Origin of the sequence: Archangium minus, assembly GCF_044360475.1 — a bacterium.
Classification (GTDB): Bacteria; Myxococcota; Myxococcia; order Myxococcales; family Myxococcaceae; genus Archangium; species Archangium minus.
In genome coordinates this window covers 10,955,401-10,973,345 of record NZ_CP043494.1, presented here as the reverse complement: position 1 = coordinate 10,973,345, position 17,945 = coordinate 10,955,401, and the positions used below count along the sequence as shown (strand labels likewise).

Here is a 17,945-nt window from a genome sequence, read left to right as displayed (position 1 = left end):
CCGAGACCTGCGATTACTTGATGACGTAGATGAAGCCGAGCTTCAGCTTGGACGTGCTGCTTCCGGAGAGGCATCCCACGAAGCTCGGTGTCGCGATGAGCTCATAGGTTCCAATCAGGGGCAGGCCCACGAGTGGGTACTCGAGCTTGCCGACCCGGTCGGACTGGATCACGGTCTCGAGCCCCGCCGCCGTGAAGGAGCCGGAGCGGAAGGTGTCGCTTCGCGAGGTCCACAGGCCCAGCTCCGCGTTCGTCCAGACGGGCATCTCGAGGTCCGTGGGCTTGCGGACGACGAGGGTCGCCTGCGGAGCGGCGTTGTCACGCGACATGGGCGCGAACAGGGTGCCCGAGCCGAGGTGCCGGACAATCGCCTTGCTTCCACAGCTCGAACCGTCGGCGAGGGCCATGGCGTGGACGAGCAGCATCGGGGACTCGGTGTTCATCAGGTTCTCGTGCCAGAGCACGAGGTTGCCGAGCCGCTGGCTGTTCGCCAGGGATTGCCCGTGGGGGGAGATCTCGAAGCGCACGCGCCCCTCGGCCAGGATCTGCTGGAGCAGGGTGCTCGTGTTCTCCAGGGTGAACTCCGCCACCGTGCCCGTCATGTTCTTGTTGTCCCAGATGAGCGAGCGAGGCTTGCAGATCTCGTTGGTGTCCAGCGCGGAGCAATCCGCGAGGACCCGCTCGAGCTCCATGGCGTTGCTGATGAACGCGTACTCCTCCGAGATGGGAGCCACATCGCCCGCGAACTGGGCGAGCACGTTGTAGCGGCTGCGGTAGAGGTTGTAGGTGAAGTTCGCGTTCTCGAGCAGCCTTCGCTTGTAGTCGAGCATGTCGCCGGCACCGCGCGACAGCTCCGCCGCCAGGTTCTCGAAGTCCCAGAACAGCGAGTTGGCGGTCCCCGCCTGGTCATCGCCCGCCTGGATGTTCTTCCGGATGATGGCGAGGATGTTCTTGTAGGAGCCCTCGACCTCCACGGCCAGCTTCTGCTCGAGGGCGTGGACCTGAGCGACGAGCTGGTCGGCGTCCTCGAGCTCCGCGAGCTTGCTCTTCAGGTCCGCGATCTCACTGAAGGCGACCTTGCCGGACTGCGCCAGGACCGCCGAGACGAACTCCCGCTCCTTCTGCTCGCGCAGGACGATGCTGTCCTTGAGCTTCTCGTTGATGGCCTTCAGCAGGCTCTTCGTGTCGGAGTACTCGCCCTGGAGCGACTTGACGGTGGACTGGTAACCCCGGGCCATGGCGATCTGCCGGTCGATCGCCGCCTTCATGCCCGTGAGCTTCTGCTGGTCCATACGGATCTTCTCCTGCTGCCGGTTGTACTCGAGCATCTCGAGGTTCAACCGTTCGATCTCCGTCTGTGCCTGGGCCCGTATGTTCTCCTGCTCGTGGATGTCGAACTGCGTCAGCGCGGATTCATCCGCGTTCTGCTGCAGTTGCCCGACGAGGGCGGCGCGCGACTTGAGGAGCCTTGCCACCGTGGTCTCACGATTGGCCTTCTCTCCATCGCACTCGAGCCGCTGGACCTCCTGCTCGTTCGTCACATTGTCGTACTCACCCTGGAGTTCGGTGAGTCGGACGGAGATCTCCGCGAGCTCCCGCTGCTTGCTCCATTTCTCGACGTCGAGCTCCTTCACGATGGCGTCGATCTGGTTGGCGATATCCTCCAGCTCCTGCTTGTTGATGAGCTTTTCGGACTCGAGCTGATGATGGAACTGGGCCATCTGGTAGCCGAAGTTGAGCAGATTCGAGGCTCCCTCGGCCGCGGTTTTAGCGCTATTGAACATGGCCTTGGAGATGTTGATCGTCTTGACGGGCATGAACCCGATGACGCCCGTAGCATCGTCTGGATTGGCGGCGAGGGCGGCGGCGGTCGTCCACAGCACGTCGACCGTGGCCTTGACGGCCGCGATTCCGATCGCCGCATCGGTCGCCTTGCGGAGCTCCGCCTCCTTTTCCTGGAGGACGGCCTTCAGCTTCGCCAGGGAGCTGGCCCGATGTTTGATGACCTCCTGGTTTGCCTCACTGAGCTTGTTGATGGCATCGACGACCGACTTCTCGGTCCCGGTCATGTTGCTGCAACTTCCGCCACTGATGCAGTCGCGGATCTTCTGGATGTTGGCGAGCTGGTCGGCCTGCAGCTTCGCGCGGGCCTGGCAGATCTCCTCCAGATTGACCTCCTGGTTCGTGCTCGGAGGCGAGACCGTGCAGGAGTGTCCGGACACGGGATCGCTGTAGCCGCTATACGCTGGGCTCCTGCTGTAGAAGACGAGCTCCGCGTCGACGGCGCAGATCTGCTCGACGATGGGAATACGGGCCGACTTGAATGACGTCTCCTGCGCGGTCTTGTACTTGTTGATGAGGATGTCGGTGAGGTCGATCCTCCACTGCGCGGCCTCGATGCTCTTCTGGACTTGTCCCTTGCGTGCTTCGAGGATGTCGATCTCCGCCTTGTCCGCCAGGAACTGCCGGTCGAGCTCCTCCTTCTGGGCGAGCAGGGCCTCGACCTGCATGGCGAAGTTGTATTCCGCCATGGTCATGTCGATGCTGAAGCGGAGATCATCCAGCCTGGCGTTGATGGCCTCCTTCTCCAGTCCGAGGAGATCCTGCTCCGTCTGTATCTTGATGCTCTGGAGTTGGTGCGAGAGCTCCAGTTGCTCCCGTGCGAGCGTCGCCTCGATGGCCTTGATGCGTTGCTCGAGATGGAACTTCGGCATGCTCCGGTCGATGAGCTCCACCTCGGCCCGGAGCTCCTGGGTGAGCCGGCCCGCGGCCGCCTGCATCTGCGCGAGCTTGTACACCTCGAGGTCCAGGACGCGCGAGTTCTGCTGATTGGCGAGGTCCAACTGCTGATTGGTGTTGGTGGTGAACTTGGCCGCCCAGGTCTCCATCTGCTGGCGGAGCTCTCCCTCCTGGCGGCGGATGGCTTCCCGCTGGCCGACGAGCTGCCGGGACAGGGCGGCCAGACTGTTGCCTGTGAGCTGTTCCGGGTCGATGCCGAGGTACAGGTGTCCCTTACGGACCGAGTCGAGCCGTGTGTTGACGTCGGACTCGAGCGAGGTGAGCGTGGAGAACTCGGAGCTGAAGAGGTCCGCGTTCGCCGCGGGGAGGCTGCTCCTCGCCTCGAGGATGACCCAGAACGCCTGGTCGTAATACGTCGCCGCGTTGTAGTACTCGGTTCCCTTCTTCTTCGCGCGGTCATCCTCTCCCAGCGTCTCCGCCACCTGGTACTGCAGGTTGTCGAGGCGGGAGAACGAGGCCTTGCGATACCAGATGTCTCCCGCCGCCACGAAGAGCCGGGCCTTGAGCGAGTTGAGGCGCGCATGTGCCTTGAGGAAGCGGTTGAGCGGGAGGTCCATCGGATTGGTGCTGGAGCCCGCGGCCTGCTGCTGGCGTGCGAGGTTCTTCAGGGCCTGCTCGACCCGCTGGACCCCCAGCATGGCCTGCGCCTCGTACGGCTCGCGCGTCTCCCCGTTGTCACCGGGAGTATCGGACGGGAACCAGGCATTGCTCGTCTCCCGCATCAGGGGATAGCCGGTCGCGCGGAAGAGATGGACGTTGGCGAGCTGGTAGGAGCACTCCGAATCACACAGCAGGGGGGCCATGCTGGCGCAGCCCGTGCTCTGGAGGAGCCCATCGAGCTCCTTGAAGCTCTTCTCCATCAGGAGCACGTCCGCGCGGTAGTTGGCGATCCGCAGCGCGGAGACGTGTTGATTGATGTAGGTCCTGAGCGCGACCTCGTTGCCCGGAGCGCACGAGGGGCCCTGGGCCCTGGCGGCGAAGGGGAGGAGTGCCAGCAGCGGCACGAAGAGGTATGCAAAGCGTTTCATTGATTGAACCCCGTCTCGCCGTTCACTGCCCGCGCGTCGCGATGTCGACATACGCGGACGACAGGTCATCCAACTTCTGGGCGAAATCGCCGTACCCTGGCCGTGTGCCGCTCTGCGCCTTGAGCGCCGTGTAGACCGCCGCGAGCTGCGCCAGACACGTATTGAGCTGCGTGGCGAGGCCCTCGAGGTTCTGCGGCGTCACCACCGCCGGAAGCGTCACGCAGACCTTGACCTGATCCCGGGCACTGGTGCTCAGCCCGGGGGTCACCGCCATCTCCCGGAGCAGGGTCACGGTGTCCGACAGGAACTGCGTGTGCGCGTCCCGTGTGGCACGTGCGCTGGTGACCTCCGCGCTGAGCTCGGCGGCTCCCGTGGCGTTGATGATGGCGCTGATGCGCTTCTGTCTGTCCTCGAGGTCGGTCACCAGGGGCTGCCTCTGGCTTCCCTGCGGGACGCTGTAGAGCATCAGCTTGTCCTGCACGACGAAGTCGTGGACGGGCCGGGTGTCGCTGACGGATTTCTTCAGGGCGAAGATCTCGCGCGTGGGCACCTCCACGACGGAGGTCTGACCGGCGCTCGCGTAGTCCGCCAGCTTGCGCTCGGCGATCTGGAGGGTGGCATCCATCTCCTTGCCGACCTTCACCGCGATGGCCTGGTCCACCGCCCCCCTGACGGTCTTCTCCACCTCGCTCTTGCGGATGGCTCGCTGGAGCGAGCAGATGCCGTCGGGGATATGGCGCACGAAGCTGTTCGCGAAGAAGGTGCTGGCCGCGGTGCGCAGGGATTCCCAACCCGTCGGCACCCGGGCCTGGACGGGGCCGCCCGTGGGGCTCTGCCGGGTCCATCCGAGGAAGCGGGCATGATCGGCCGCGCGCTCGTAGGAGAGGCACTTCTGCTCGCGCGTCTGTCCCTCGAGGAACACGGCCGTGTTCGTGAGGAAGAGCTCGAGGTGCGCGGCGTTCGACCACGTCTCGAGGGCGATGCTGCGATTGATCGGGTCCGCCTCCGCGCGGTAACCCTGAACGGCGCCGAGCAGCAGGTCGAGCCGGGCGGACCGCTCATGGACGGTTCGTGCGAGGCCCGCCTCCAGGCTGACGATGGGCAGGATGGGACCTGCCGCCGTGGCGCTCGCGCGTGGCGCGGCCGCCGCGAATTCGTATTCGATGCCACCCCCCCCACCGCCGCCTCCGGAGGAGGGCTGGCCGAGGTGGGTGGTCAGGACGGTGACGAGGCTCGCATCCAGGGGGCGTCCCCCGGTTGCCGCCTGCCACAGGCTCTCCACCTGGGGGAAGCCGTAGGTGGGGACCACGATCTCCTCCCCGGGCTGGGCGGCCGGGAGGGAGAGCGGGAACAGAGACGTCATCAGGAAGAGCGTGACGGGAAGCGCCACGCGGCGCGGTGATGTCATGGATTGGTTCCCCCCGTGCAGTACCAGGCGGGATTCGAGGCGCTGCAGTGGACCTTCATCTTGGTGCGCCAGTCGGTGTCGATCCGGGTGGCGTGCGTGAAGAGCATGGAGTTGCCCTCGGCCGCCGCCGCGGTCTTGAGCTTCGCGAACCCCTTCTCCTCGGAGGCCCAGAAGCGGGTCCACAGATTCACGCCCAGCAGGAGCTCCGCCGAGAGCTGCTTCACGCTGAGGATGGTCTGCTCCTTCTTCTGGAGGTAGTCGTCCATGGATTGGGCCGCGAGGGCACCCAGGAGCTGGGTCTCCAGGGCGGTGACCCGGGTCTCGACCTGGAGGAGTCCCTGGTAGCGCGTATCCAGGCCCGTCAGGATGGCCTGCTTCTTGTTCTGGTCGTAGCGGAAGAGCGGGAAGGTGGTGTCACTGGAGTCATCGGTGATGACGGTTCCCGCGCCGAACTGCGCGTTGATGTCGTCCCGGATGGAGAACAGTTGGGTCCGCCCGGCGTCGAGCTCGATGGACGCCGCGCGGTAGCGGGTCTCGACCTGGGACGCGGTGGTCACCAGGCTCTGCATCATCTGCTGGAAGGAGCCCATCTTCTCCCGGAAGAGGGGCCCCAGGACTCCATCCGTCTCGGTGTTGTAGACCAGCCCTTGAATGCGCTCGATGGCGTAGCGCCGGGCATAGCGCTCCAGGCTCGTCGCGGTGTGCGAGGACTCCTCGCAGCCGGTGACGCTCTTGAGCGCGTCCATCGTCTTGGTCGCGTGATAGACGTACCGCATCTCATCGGACGTCCCGAACGTCTGCTGCGTCTCGAACTTGTGGTTGCGCTCGGTGAGGAAGGCCTCGAGCAAATCCTTCGCGCGGAGGGTGTGAAAGCAGCGGAGGCTGTGGGCGGCCGTCCGGTTCGACAGCCCGAAGTGCGCCCTGCCGAGGAAGTACTTCTCGATGGGCTCGTAGCCGATGACGTTCAGGCTGATCCGGTCGATGATGCCCTGGTAATCCCCATGGGCCGCGAGGGTCTCGTAGCAGATGCGCTTGTCATTCCCCTGACAGGCGCTGTCCGAGCTGGCCGTGGGCTCCGCCGCGGCACCGGCCGCGGAACACACGAGGAGCGTGGCGAGCAGCAATCGCAGTCGCTTGTTCATGGCGTCGATGTTCCTGGCTGGAGGGCTACTGGCGGATGTAGGTGAAATTGCAACCCGTCGTGGTCTTCGTCCGCACGTAGCACTCGATGGACGGATAGTTCGCCTTCAAGGTGCCCTTCTTGATGAAGCCGCGGATGGAGGTGGTCTTCGACTCGATGGTCGAGCTCGAGCACGAGAGATTGTTGCGCTTGCAGGCCCGCTCGACGATCTTCGGGATTTCATAGGCACAAGCGCTGCCTGCGGGGGTGCACTCGTCCTGGAGGTAGAACTCGTGGCTCTCGCGCAGCATGGCGAGGGAGAAGTCCGGATTGGGGGTGGCCGGGATGTTGACCTCCGGCCGGTAGAACGCCCCCGTCCACCAGGAGATGCCTTCGTCCGCGGCGCACTCGGACTGCGTGTCGCTCGTATGGACGCAGCCGAAGACGTCGTCGTAGGCCTGGATGAGGTCACGCCGCCAGGGGGCATGCGACTTCTGCACCAGGTTGTAGACCCACTGATAGATGCCTGTCTCAAAGGCAGCGGTCTTGTTGTTGCCGACGTCGGTCTTGAAGAAGGCCACGTCATGCGTGTAGGCCACGAAGTCGTCGAGCCCGGGCTGGTAGATGTTGTAACGCTTGCCGTTGCTCACCCCTCTGCCCACGTACGTCTCGAGGAGGCGCGAATCCGCGAAGATCTTCGCGCCTGCACAGCGCTGCAGCGACAGGAAGGCCAGGTCGTCATCCGGGTCCTCCATGAGCCCTCGGTTGAAGCCCTTCTCCATGACTGAACCGATCGAGGTTATTCCGTAGGTCCACCTGAAGTGCGTGCGCATGCGGACCACGAGCCGCGGCGCGCGCTCCTGGATGAAGTCCCGGATGAGCGAGAAGTTCGCTCGCAGCGGAGCCCCGAATCCGCCGCCCGTGACCTTGCCCTTCAGGTAGTCGGTGATGTGATGACCCTCGCAGTCGCTCTCGATGTTCGGCGCCGGGTTCGCGGCCGCCAGCGCGCGGTCCACGACGGCGGGCAGCTCGGAAGACAGCACCTTCGCCTCGAGCTCTGTGACCAGGGCCGTATGGATCTGGGTGGAGTCTCCCCGGAGCTCGTCCCAGAGGCGGTTGTACGTCGCTCTGTAGACGGAGCGCTCTCCCTCCGTGATGGGACGCCCGAAGACGGATGCGAACCAGGTATCGACCATGGCCAGGTCCGACTCGCTCGGACCCGCGCAGTTGATGTCGTAGAGACGGGTCTTCTCCTCTGGCTGGTTGCGGTCGAACAGGAGGTAGTCCAGGGCCTGGCGCGTGCTGAGAAGGGCTTTGTTGGTGGTCCCGCCGTCGGGGGCGGGCAAGGTGGTGGTCTCGAAATATTGCGCGGCCGTGCTGCACGAGAAGCGGAAGAGGGCGTTCCTGCTCTTGTTGAACCGGTAGTAGAGGCTGGAGATGCTGGCCGGGGACTCGAAGACCAGGACGGACATGAGGTCGTCGTTGCGGCAGTGGAGGACCGGCTGCTCGTTGGGATGCGACGCGAGGAAACGTGGATCATCCTGCGCGATGAGCTCCGGAGTGGTGGTGCCGAAGCCGAACGCCTGCTGAACCTGTGCCCGATTGGAGCCGCAGTCGATCGCATAGCCCAGGCCGTTGGAGATGAGGTACAGCGGCCTGGACGTCCGGACACCGTCGAAGGGGTAGTCGCTGACGAAGAGCTGGGGCCTGTCGAACGGGATGGGGGTCGCTGGAAGGACGGGGATCGTGCTCGGAGGCGCTGGGAGTGGCCTGGCCGTGGCTGAATAGCAGTTGATTTCGAGCGCGGTGAGCCCGTGGTCCGTCGGATCCAACCAGAAGTCGCGAGTGGTAGGCAGGGTGGCGATACTCTTCGCCACGAGGTCGGAACCCGTCGTGTCCGTGACGCCGAGGGCCGTGAAGAGATTCAGGCAACTGGCGGAGAACAGGTAGTCGGGAGCACTGCGAAGGCGCAGGTAGTATTGGGGCTTGTCCGCCGTGGCGCCGATTATCGAGAAGACCTGCAGAACCTGCTGGCGCGTCTCCTCCACCGTCTTCCCACAACGGAGCGTGATGATGGGAACGTCGACATTCCCGTTCGCCCGTCTCAGGTCGTCCGGCAGGTTCGACAGATCACCCCAGTGCTCCATTTCGCCGAGGGTGAGGTTCCGATCGTACCCGAACGCCTCCAGCATCGTTCCGTAATTGCTGCCACAGCCGATGCGGAATGCGACCGTGGGCGTCCGGCCCTTGTAACTGACGACGACGGGAACCTCGCTCGGAAGGCCGTCCAGGAGGTCCGGGTTCGAATAGGCATAGGCCTCGATCTCCCGGTCGGTGATGATCTCAGACGAGAGCTCGGAGGTTGGCTGGGTTTGCTGGGCCTCGGTGTGTTCTCTGTTCTGGATACACGCGGCGATGACACACAAGCAGCTGGCCCAAAGACACAAACGCATCGAATGCATGAGGAAACCCTCTGCATGCCGCCCTGAAGGACCAGGGGCATGGCCGCAGTTGAAAGCTTGTCAGACGTGGTACGAACCCGGGGCAGATCGCGTCTGCTAGGGGCTCTCGTATTCCATGATTCACGAATTGAGCTTGGAATACGGCCTGTACGGAGTGTGAACCTGTGTACACAATCCGAAATATGATTGCACGCGCAAAAGTTGCGGCTTAAGGGGGTCGCTGGACGCGATGCGCGTCAAGATTGTCCGCGGGTGCCCGTGCTGGCGATGCGCCCCTTCTTGAGCGTCTATCTAGAAATCGACCGCACTGGAGCTGTTGGATTCCGAGAAATCGGAAGCCAGTTCATGGTCGAGTTCCCTTCACGCGCACGGTGCGGCCAGTTCTCGAGCGGCGGCATTCCGGTGCGTGGATTCCCAGGACTGCTCCCCGAGTGCGGCGCATACCCTCACCCCGTCCCTCTCCCAGAGGGAGAGGGGAGGGGGGCGCCGTCAACCAAGCGGGAGCGCAGATACGGTCGCCTCGGCCGGGCCTTCGCCCACCGTCAGCACCGTTCCCGGCTCCAGGTGGTCCCGGTGCACGTACCCCAGCGCCACGTTCTGTCCCTTCCGCGGCGAGCGCACCACGCTGGTCACCCAGCCCACCTTCTTCCCATCCTTCTTCAACTCGGTGCCCGGCGTTGCCTCGGTCGCCCCCAGCAGCAGGCCCGCCAGCTTCCGGTTCATGTGCCCTCGGAAGGTGGCCCGCGCGATGACCTCCTGCCCGATGTAGCACCCCTTGTTGTACGAGATGGCGTTCGTGAGGTTCGCCTCCAGCGGGATGGTGGTGTCCACCATGTCCTGGCCGTAGCGCGGCACCCCCGCCTCCACCCGCAGTGTCTCCAGCGCCCGCCAGCCGAGCGGTTTCACTCCGAGGCTCGCGCCCGTCGTCACCAGCGCCTTCCACACCGCTTCCAGCCCACCCCGAGGCACCAGCACGTCGACTCCGTGGGGCTCCAGGCCGGTGAACCCCACCAGGAGCACCTGCTGGCCCGCCAGGGTGGCGGTCCGGGTGGCGTTCTGCGGCAGGGGCTCGAAGGGGGTGCCCAGCGCGGCGCTCAGAAGCTCGGCCGTCCGGGGGCCCAGCAGCCTGAGTATCCCCTGCTCACTCGTGGCGTCGTGCAGCTCCGCGTCCTCGGAGATGAGGAATTTCTCCAGGAACTCTCGGACTTTAGCGCCCAGCCCGGGCTCCACGTCCAGCAGCAGGTCCGCCTCCCGGCGAACGACGCGGGCGTCCGCCACCATGGAACCTTTCACGGTGATCATCGCCGCGTAGGTGGCCGCCCCGACGGCCAACCCTTTTATTTCCTGCGTCACCATCCCGTGCAGGAAGCTTGCGCGGTCCTCCCCGGTTATCCGCAGCGCTTCCCGGTAGGTGGCATCATGGAGGGCCACCGCTTCCCGGGCTGCCCGGTACTCCGCCTCCATGTCCCCATAGTCGGCCACCACCTCCCGGCCGTTTACCTCCAGGAAGTGGGCTCCTGCCTGCTCGTGAAGAAAATGCAGAGACAGCGGTTCCATGACCGTCGCTATATAGAGGCCCGGGAGTGAATGCCACGATGGATGTGAGACACCTGTCGGACTTTCTGGGCTTCTCCGCCGAGAAGCTCCAGAAGCACAACCTTTTCAAGTCGGAGCGCTTCTTCCTGGACGTGTACTGCCTCACGCCCGGCCAGTCGCAGAAGCCCCACAAGCACGCCACCTCGGACAAGGTGTACCTCGTCCTCGAGGGGCAGTGCCGTTTCCGTATCGGCGCGGACGAGGCCTCCCATGGCCCCGGCGCCGCCCTCTTCGCACCCGCGGGCGTCGAGCACGGCGTCACCAATGACGGCCCCGACAACGCCCGCCTCCTCGTTTTGATGACCCCCCCTCCGGAGCACGCATGAGCAAGAAGGCCAATCCGCCCCCTCCCGTACCCGTCCGTGGTGCCCTGGCGCTGCTGGGCCTGGGCCTCGCCCAGAGCGCGCTCGCCATCTATCAGTGGATGGAGCTGCTCACTCTGCGTGCGGGCGGCACCACCAGCTGCGGTATCTCCGAGCGCGTCAACTGCGAGACAGTGTGGAACTCGCCCTTCGCCAGCGCGGTGCACGGGCTGTTCCGCATTCCCGTGGCGGGGCTCGGCCTCATGTGGGGCCTGGTCGCCGTGGCGCTCTCCGCGCTCTACCTCGTGTGGCGGCGCAACGGGTACACCGTGCGTCCCGCCGTCAACGGGCTGCGCCTGACGGCCGCGGCCGGTGTGCTGGCTGTCGTCGTCTTCGCCGCCGCGAGCGCCAGCGCCGGTGCGCTGTGCCCCACGTGTCTGGTCACCTACGCCCTCACGCTCGCCTTCGCCGCCGTGGCCTGGAAGGGCCTGCCCGGTCCTGTCATGCCCCTGGCCGGTGAGTGGGGCCGCGCCCTCCAGTGGGCGGGTGGCTTCGCCGTGGCCGCCTATGTCGCGCTGCTCGGGCTCGGCCTGAAGACCCCCCAGGCCACCGCCGCCGACGAGAAGGTCGCCAATATGTCCGCCTCCGCGGCCCCCGGCTCGCTCGAGGCCTACCTGGGCAGCCTGTCCCCTCAGGAGCAGCAGGCTGTCTCCAACGGGCTCGCCCAGTACCGCCAGGATTCGCCGCTGCCGGCCCGCTCCCCCGCGCGCCGCCTCTACGGGCCCACGACCGCGCCGGTGAAGATGATTGAGTGGACGGACAGCCGCTGCCCCCACTGCAAGTCCCTGGTGGAGGTGCTCGCCCTCATGAAGAAGCGTCTCCCCGAGGGCAAGCTGTCGCTGGAGGCCCGCCAGTTCCCGCTCGACAGCGAGTGCAACCCCACCATGCCTCCGCAGGCCACCGACGGCTCGGGTGTGCGCTGCGTGGCCGCCAAGGCGCAGATCTGCCTCGAGTCCGCCCCCGACTACTGGGAGCTGCGCGAGAAGCTCTTCGCCGCTCAGCGCACGCTGACGAACCGCGACGTGGTGCTGGACATCCTCGGCTCCGGCTCGGTGCCTCGCTCGCAGCTCGAGTCGTGTGTCGCCAGCGCGGAGACGAGCCAGAAGCTGGTGGAGGACATCATGTTCGCCCGGCAGCATGATCTGCACGGCACGCCGCTCGTGGTCATCAACGGCCGCGAGGCCATGGCCAACCCGGCCTTCCTGTACGCCCTCATCATGGCGGACGGGAACGCGAATGCCGAAGCCTTCCGCGGGCTGCCTCCGCCGCAGGCGATGCAGGCCCACGCGCACTGAGCGAGGGCGCCATGGGCAAGCGTGACAAGAAGCCCGAGGCGCCCGCTCCGGCGGGCCCCTTCAACAATCCCTTCGCCTCGCTCGGCCTCAAGCGCGAGGAGCTGCCCTCGGGGCCGCCTCCCGCGCCGGTGAAGGCCGAGGAGCCCAAGGGCCCCGCGCGCGCCGTGGTGCGCATGGAGCGCAAGGGCCGTGGGGGCAAAGAGGTGACGGTGGTGGAGCAGCTCGGGCTGCCTGAGGCGGAGCGGGAGAAGTGGCTGAAGGCCCTCAAGGGCGCCCTGGGGTGTGGCGGTGCCGTGGAGGGCGACACCCTGGTGCTGCAGGGAGATCAGCGCGAGCGTCTCCCCTCGCTCCTGGAAGCCCGCGGCGTGCGCCGCGTCACCGTGGGGTGAGTGCCCTGGAGGGCCCCTGGCGAGTGGGGCTCAGGGCGGTCCGTGCTTGTGCCGGTGGTGCAGGTCGGACACATGTGGATGGTTGTGGGTGAGGGGCGCGTGCCGGTGGGGATGGCTGTGGGGCTCGGTGAGGTCCGTCATGCCCGGGTGCTCGTGCTGGTGGTGTTCGTCATGCACGTGCAGGTGTTCGTGCTCCAGCGCCTCGTGGGTATGGAGATGACCATGGCGCTCGCGCACGAGGAGGACGACGCCCAGCGCCATGGCCGCGCCGCCCAGCAGTTCCGTGAGGGAGAGCCGCTCGCCGAGCAGTGGTAGCGCGGCCAGGGCTCCCAGGAAGGGGGCCGTGGCGAAGTAGGCGGCTTCGCGAGCGGCCCCGAGCAGTCGCAGAGCATACATGTCCAGGACGATGCTCAAGCCGTAGCTGGCGGCACCGAGCGCGAGCGCCGCGGCCACTCCGTGTGCTCCCGGGAGTGACTGCCCCGTGACGGTGGCCAGGACGAGCATGCTGCTCCCCGCTCCGAGGGCCTTGATGCGGACCACGGTCACGGGGTCCTTCAGCGAGAGGCGCTGTGTGAGGTTGTTGTCCACCGACCAGGACAGGCACGCGCCCGCCACGGCCAGCACGCCGAGCCAGTCCGCGCGTACCTCGCCGGACTGGAGCCCGAGCACCGCCGCGCCGCAGAAGATGAACCCGGTGGCGAGTACCGCTCGCCGGCCCAGGTGCTCGCCGAAGAGGAGCACGGCGAGCAGGATGGTGAAGGGGCCTTCGAGGTTGAGCAGCAGGGAGGTGGCCACCGCCGAGAGCCGTGCGAGCCCCACCAACATCAGCACGGGGCCGAGCATCCCTCCGCAGAGGATGATGCCCGCGAGCAGAGGCCAATCCCTCCGCTCCAGGGGGGCCTCCCGGCGGGGGACGCCAGCCCGGCGAAGTCGTGCCGCGAGGGGGACGAGGCTCAGCCCCAACCCGCCCCCCAGATAGAGGAGCGAGGCGAGCATCAGGGGGCCGCTCGCGGGGAGGAGTTGCTTGGCCAGGGGCGCGCTCAGTCCGAAGAGCGCCGCGGCTCCGAGGCCCATCAACGCTCCCTTCACCTCGGGTGACATGGACACCGTGTGCCTCCTGCTTGGACATGGGAGCCGGGTGGACCCCGTACTATTGACGGTAGTAGCGGACGAGCGGGATACTCCAACTCCTCGTGAAGAAGCGCACTTGGGAGCCCTTGGGCCGATTGGAATCGGCTGTGATGGAGGTCATCTGGGCCCATGCCCCGGTGACGGCCCGCGAGGTGTGTGACCGGATGACGGGGGCCGAGGAGCGGGCCTACACCACCATCATGACCACGATGGACCGGCTCCACCGCAAGGGGCTGCTCGTTCGTGAGAAGGACGGCCCGGCCTGGCGGTACGCACCCGCGCTCAGCAAGAGCGAGTTCGAGAAGGCGCTCGCGGACGGGTTGGCGACGGAGATCCTCCAGGCCCACGGCGACGTCGCGCTCTCCGCCTTCGTCGATGCGGCGGCCCAGGTCGATGAGGGGCTGCTCGACCGGTTGGCGCAGCTCATCACCCAGCGGCGCCGGAGACGCGAGTGATGGCGACCCTGGCCTTCCTCCTGGAGTGCGCGGCGACGGCGGCCCTCGTCGGGACGGCGGTCTCCCTGCTCGTCTGGCCAACACTCCTGATGCTTCGTGCGCGGGCGCTGCAGCGTGTTCCGGCGCTTCGTGCGGACCTGGCCTTCGTGCTCGGGACGCTGCCCGCCTTGGCCTCGGTGGGCGTGGTGGCCGCCGCGGCCGCTCCTCCGCTTGCCGCCGCGCTCGGGCTGGCGGATGACCACTGTCTGGGCCATGGGCACCACGTCCACCTCTGCTTCCTCCACACGGCGACGGTGCGGCCCGTCCTCGCGGCGGTGGGCGCCTTCTCGCTCGCCGTGTTCCTCTTCCGTGCCGGGGACGTCGTCCTCCGGTTGCTGCGGGTGCGCGCGCGGCTGTCCGCCCTCGAGTCGCTCGGCACTCCGCGCCCCGGGCTCTTCCCCATCGTCGCCGTGCCTGGGGCTCCACGGCTCTGCCATGCGGTCGGACTCGTGCGCCGACGCATCCTGCTGTCAGCCAGTCTGGAGGAGGCGCTGACCCAGGAGGAGGTGCGCTCGGCACTGGCGCACGAGGAGGCCCACCTGCGCCGGCGAGAGCCGCTGCTCGGGTTGCTCCTCGGGGTGGCCGGGCTCTTCGCCGTGCCGTTCCTCGCTCGGGCGTGCGTGGCCGCCTACCAGACGGCCGCGGAGGAAGCGTGCGATGCCGAAGCGGCGGCGGCGGTGGGGGATGGTGGGCTGGTGGCGGGCGCGCTCGTCAAGGTGGCCACCCTGCAGCGGCGGCTCTCCAACGTAGCGGGGGAGATGCCCGCCTTCGGGGCCCTCGCGCTGGAGCGGCGTGTCCGGCTCTTGCTCGATGAGGAGGCGCGAGCCACCTCGGCACAGGCCCTTCGCGTCGCGGGCGTCATGGCCTTCGCCGCTGGGCTGCTCGCAGTCGCCTACACCTCCTTCCTCCACCATGCGGTGGAGACGGCGCTCCATCTCCTCTTCTGAGGGCCCCAGGCCATGAGCATGCGCTCGCTCCCCGCAGGTCCGGCTTCCTCTACTATCGCTGGTAGTATCGCCCTGCTGCTGCTGGCCGGTACGGCCCTGGCCCAGCCCGCGCTCAATGAGCAGCAGTACGTCACGCGGGTGCTCGAGTCGGGCCTGGAGGCGCGTGTCGCCGAGCAGGAGGCCCGGCTCGGCCGCGCTGAAGCCGTGGGCGTCGGCCTGTGGCCCAACCCCTCCTTGGAGTGGGAGCGCCAGAAGACGAGCTCCGGAACACGGAAAGGGGAGAGTCAGGACGTGTTGAGGGCCTCCATTCCCCTGGTGCTCTCCGGACGACTGGGCCTGGAGGCGAAGGCCGCCGAGCAGCACGCACGAGCCGCCGAGGCGCGGCACGAATGGGCCCGGGCCGGTTTGCGTCATGAGGCGACACGGGCCTTCGCCGCGGTGCTGGCGGCCCGGGAGCGTCGGAGCATTCTCGAGGAGTCACTCGCCCAGCTGGGGCGCCTGGCCGAGGCCATCGCTACCCGCGAGCGGGCGGGGGAGGCCGCGGGCTATGACAGGCTGCGCATCGAGCTGGAGGCAGCGACGGTGCGGGACGCGCTGCGCGGCGCCGAGCTGGACACGCGTCAGGCCGAGGCCCAGGCGTTGCGACTCCTTGGGCCCGAGGTGACGGTGCTGCCCCCCTTCGAGGGCTCGCTGCTGGTGGAGCGGCCCCAGCCGGAGGGGGCCTTGCTGTTGGCTCGGCTCGAGGAGCGGCGTGGCGACTTGCGCGCCCTCGCGCTCGAAGCCCATGGCGCGGAGGCCGCCCGGCGCGCGGCGGGCCGGGGTTGGATTCCAGAGCCCACCGTGCAGGCGGGGGCACAATTCCTCGACGTGGGACTGCCGGGGGCCGGGGTTGGGTACGTGGTGGGCGTGGAGCTGCCGCTGCCCTTCTTCGAGCACCGGCAGGGCGATGCGGCCCGGGCTCGAGCGCGCCAGGGGCTCTCCGAGGCACGCCTCGCGGCACTGCTCCACGAGGCTCGGAGCCGGCTCGCGGTTGCTCTCGAGGCGGTGTTCGGCCGACGGGAGCGACTGGCGCGGCACCGGACCGAGGTGCTCGAGCGCGCGGAGGAGCTGCGGCGGATCGCCGCGACGGCCTACCGGGGTGGAGGTGCCGAGCTCCTCGTCCTGGTCGATGCCGAGCGTGCTGCCCGTGAGGCGCGCCTCACCACCGTCGAGCTGGCCGTCTCCCTGCTCGAGGCGGAGACGGACCTTCTTCTTCTCGCGGGTGCCTACGACAGCGCCACGCCCCGGAGTGCCACCCCATGATGAGCCGCCCTCTTCTTCTCGTCCTCTGCCTGGCGTGCATGCCGGCCTGCAAGCGGGCCCCGAGCGAGCATGAGCATGGCACTGGCCACGGCCATGAGCATGGCCACGAGCACGGAGCCGCCAGCGAGCCGGAGCGCCCGGATGAGTCCGTCACCGTCTACCAGGAGGGCCTGGAGCTCTTCATGGAGTACCCGGCGTTCGTCGTGGGCCAGCCCTCGCCGCTGGTGGCCCACTTCACCGACGCCCGCGACCCCAACGGCTTCCACGTGGTGACGAAGGGGCGCGTGACGGCCACCCTGCGCTACGCGGATGGCACGGAGGAGCGCTTCGTGGCCGAGAAGCTCCTGCGTGACGGCATCTTCAAGCCGGAGGTGCGGCCCACGAAGGCGGGAGAGGGCACGCTCACATTGAGGCTCGAGGGCGAGCAGGTGGCGGGCACCGTGGAGGTGGGCAAGGTGGTGGTGTACCCCACGGTCGCCGCGGCCGTGGCCGCCACACCGCCCGAGGAGGAGGGCGGGGCCGCGGTGCCCTTCCTCAAGGAGCAGCAGTGGAAGACGCAATACGCGACAGCGCCGGCCGAGTCTCGCGTGCTCCAGGGCGGGGTGCGCGCCAACGGAGAGCTGAAGCCCGTGGCGGGCCAGTCCGCGGAGCTGGCCGCTCCGGTGGCAGGGCGCGTCTCCGTGGGTGACAAGGTGGTGCACCTGGGGCAGCGCGTGCGCAAGGGCGAGGTGCTCGTGCGGCTGGTGCCCACCAGCTCGGCGAGCGGCACGGACCTGGCCTCGGTGGAGATGGAGGCGGCGCGCGCGAAGGCGGAGCTGGGGCTCGCGGAGCGGGAGGCGAAGCGCGCGGAGGAGATGTTCGCGGGCAAGGCCATCCCCGAGAAGCAGCTCGATGCGGCGCGGGTGGCGCACGAGGTGGCGGTGGCACGGGTGGCGGCCACCGAGCGTCAGCTCGCGCTCTACCGCAGCACCCAGAGCGGGTCGGCGGGCCCTGGTGGCACGGCCTTCGAGCTGCGCTCTCCAGTGGACGGGGTGGTGTCCTTCGCGGATGTCATCCCCGGAGCCGTGGTGGAGGCGGGCCGGCTTCTCGTGTCGGTGGTCAACCCCGAACGGTTGTGGCTGGAGGCCCGCGTGTTCGAGGCGGACGCGCCCAGGGTGGAGCGCTCGCCCGGGGCTTCCTTCTCCGTGGCGGGCTTCGAGCATGCGTTCTCCGTGGACGAGAAGACGGGGCGCCGGGTTGCGGTGGGCTCAGTGGTGGACAGGGCCACGCGCACGGTGCCGGTCATCTTCGAGCTGCCCAACCCCGACGGTGTCCTCAAGCCCGGCATGTTCGCCAAGGTGACGCTCTACACAGGGCAGACGTTGCGCGGGGTGGCCATTCCCGAATCGGCCGTCGTGGACGACAACGGCAAGCCCACCGTCTTCGTGATGGAGGGCGGTGAGTCCTTCTTCAAGCGCGCCATCCAGGTGGGGGTCCGCTCCGGTGGCTACGTCCAGGTGCTCGAGGGCGTGAAGGAGGGCGAGCGGGTCGTCTCCCGTGGGGCCTACGAAATCAAGCTGTCCACCGCCACGGGCGCCATCCCCGAGCACGGCCACCAGCACTGAGTCGGAGCA

Annotated in this window: 13 protein-coding genes; 7 read left to right on the top strand and 6 right to left on the bottom strand. The window is 67.6% G+C overall.

Annotated elements, in window-relative coordinates:
• Nucleotides 1–13: 13 nt before the first annotated feature.
• The 5 genes from F0U60_RS44930 to F0U60_RS44910 all read right to left on the bottom strand — a co-directional run bounded on the left by F0U60_RS44930 (nt 14) and on the right by F0U60_RS44910 (nt 10,373).
• On the bottom strand, nt 14–3,826 hold the full coding sequence (locus tag F0U60_RS44930) for a hypothetical protein (RefSeq protein WP_395809593.1): 3,813 nt from the start codon (nt 3,824–3,826) through the stop codon (nt 14–16).
• Nucleotides 3,827–3,848: 22 nt separating this feature from the next.
• Nucleotides 3,849–5,234 (bottom strand): hypothetical protein, encoded by a 1,386-nt coding sequence (locus F0U60_RS44925; protein WP_395809591.1) that lies wholly within the window; start codon nt 5,232–5,234, stop codon nt 3,849–3,851.
• The gene (locus F0U60_RS44920; RefSeq protein WP_395809589.1) at nt 5,231–6,376 is read right to left on the bottom strand and encodes a hypothetical protein; all 1,146 of its coding nucleotides are present in this window, start codon (nt 6,374–6,376) and stop codon (nt 5,231–5,233) included. The genes F0U60_RS44925 and F0U60_RS44920 overlap by 4 nt, the downstream gene beginning before the upstream one ends.
• Nucleotides 6,377–6,401: 25 nt before the next feature.
• Complete coding sequence (locus tag F0U60_RS44915) at nt 6,402–8,816, bottom strand: hypothetical protein (protein ID WP_395809587.1); 2,415 nt, start codon at nt 8,814–8,816, stop codon at nt 6,402–6,404.
• A gap of 489 nt (nt 8,817–9,305) precedes the next feature.
• Nucleotides 9,306–10,373: an aminomethyltransferase family protein gene (locus F0U60_RS44910; protein WP_395809585.1), complete on the bottom strand. Its 1,068-nt coding sequence runs from the start codon at nt 10,371–10,373 to the stop codon at nt 9,306–9,308.
• Between the two features lie 38 nt (nt 10,374–10,411).
• On the opposite strand from F0U60_RS44910, the gene F0U60_RS44905 reads away from it, so the two are divergent.
• From F0U60_RS44905 to F0U60_RS44895, 3 genes are read left to right on the top strand one after another with little or no spacing between them, the layout of a single operon-like run.
• Nucleotides 10,412–10,738 (top strand): cupin domain-containing protein, encoded by a 327-nt coding sequence (locus F0U60_RS44905; RefSeq protein WP_395809583.1) that lies wholly within the window; start codon nt 10,412–10,414, stop codon nt 10,736–10,738.
• A complete protein-coding gene (locus tag F0U60_RS44900; protein WP_395809581.1) occupies nt 10,735–12,069 on the top strand; it encodes a thioredoxin domain-containing protein in 1,335 nt (444 codons plus the stop codon). Before F0U60_RS44905 ends, F0U60_RS44900 begins: the two co-directional genes overlap by 4 nt.
• 11 nt (nt 12,070–12,080) lie before the next feature.
• Nucleotides 12,081–12,458 carry a translation initiation factor gene (locus F0U60_RS44895; RefSeq protein WP_395809579.1) on the top strand — a complete coding sequence of 126 codons (378 nt, stop codon included), beginning with the start codon at nt 12,081–12,083 and terminating at the stop codon, nt 12,456–12,458.
• Nucleotides 12,459–12,488: 30 nt separating this feature from the next.
• Here the strand turns inward: F0U60_RS44895 and F0U60_RS44890 are convergent, their stop codons facing one another.
• On the bottom strand, nt 12,489–13,559 hold the full coding sequence (locus F0U60_RS44890; protein ID WP_395825726.1) for an EamA family transporter: 1,071 nt from the start codon (nt 13,557–13,559) through the stop codon (nt 12,489–12,491).
• A gap of 92 nt (nt 13,560–13,651) precedes the next feature.
• Here F0U60_RS44890 and F0U60_RS44885 point away from each other — a divergent pair, with 92 nt between their 5' ends.
• From F0U60_RS44885 to F0U60_RS44870, 4 genes are read left to right on the top strand one after another with little or no spacing between them, the layout of a single operon-like run.
• Nucleotides 13,652–14,044, top strand: a complete 393-nt coding sequence (locus F0U60_RS44885) for a BlaI/MecI/CopY family transcriptional regulator (protein ID WP_395809577.1) — start codon at nt 13,652–13,654, stop codon at nt 14,042–14,044.
• On the top strand, nt 14,044–15,030 hold the full coding sequence (locus tag F0U60_RS44880; RefSeq protein WP_395809575.1) for a M56 family metallopeptidase: 987 nt from the start codon (nt 14,044–14,046) through the stop codon (nt 15,028–15,030). Before F0U60_RS44885 ends, F0U60_RS44880 begins: the two co-directional genes overlap by 1 nt.
• Before the next feature lie 12 nt (nt 15,031–15,042).
• Nucleotides 15,043–16,332 (top strand): TolC family protein, encoded by a 1,290-nt coding sequence (locus F0U60_RS44875; protein WP_395809573.1) that lies wholly within the window; start codon nt 15,043–15,045, stop codon nt 16,330–16,332.
• Nucleotides 16,329–17,936, top strand: a complete 1,608-nt coding sequence (locus tag F0U60_RS44870) for an efflux RND transporter periplasmic adaptor subunit (RefSeq protein ID WP_395809571.1) — start codon at nt 16,329–16,331, stop codon at nt 17,934–17,936. Before F0U60_RS44875 ends, F0U60_RS44870 begins: the two co-directional genes overlap by 4 nt.
• Nucleotides 17,937–17,945: the final 9 nt, after the last annotated feature.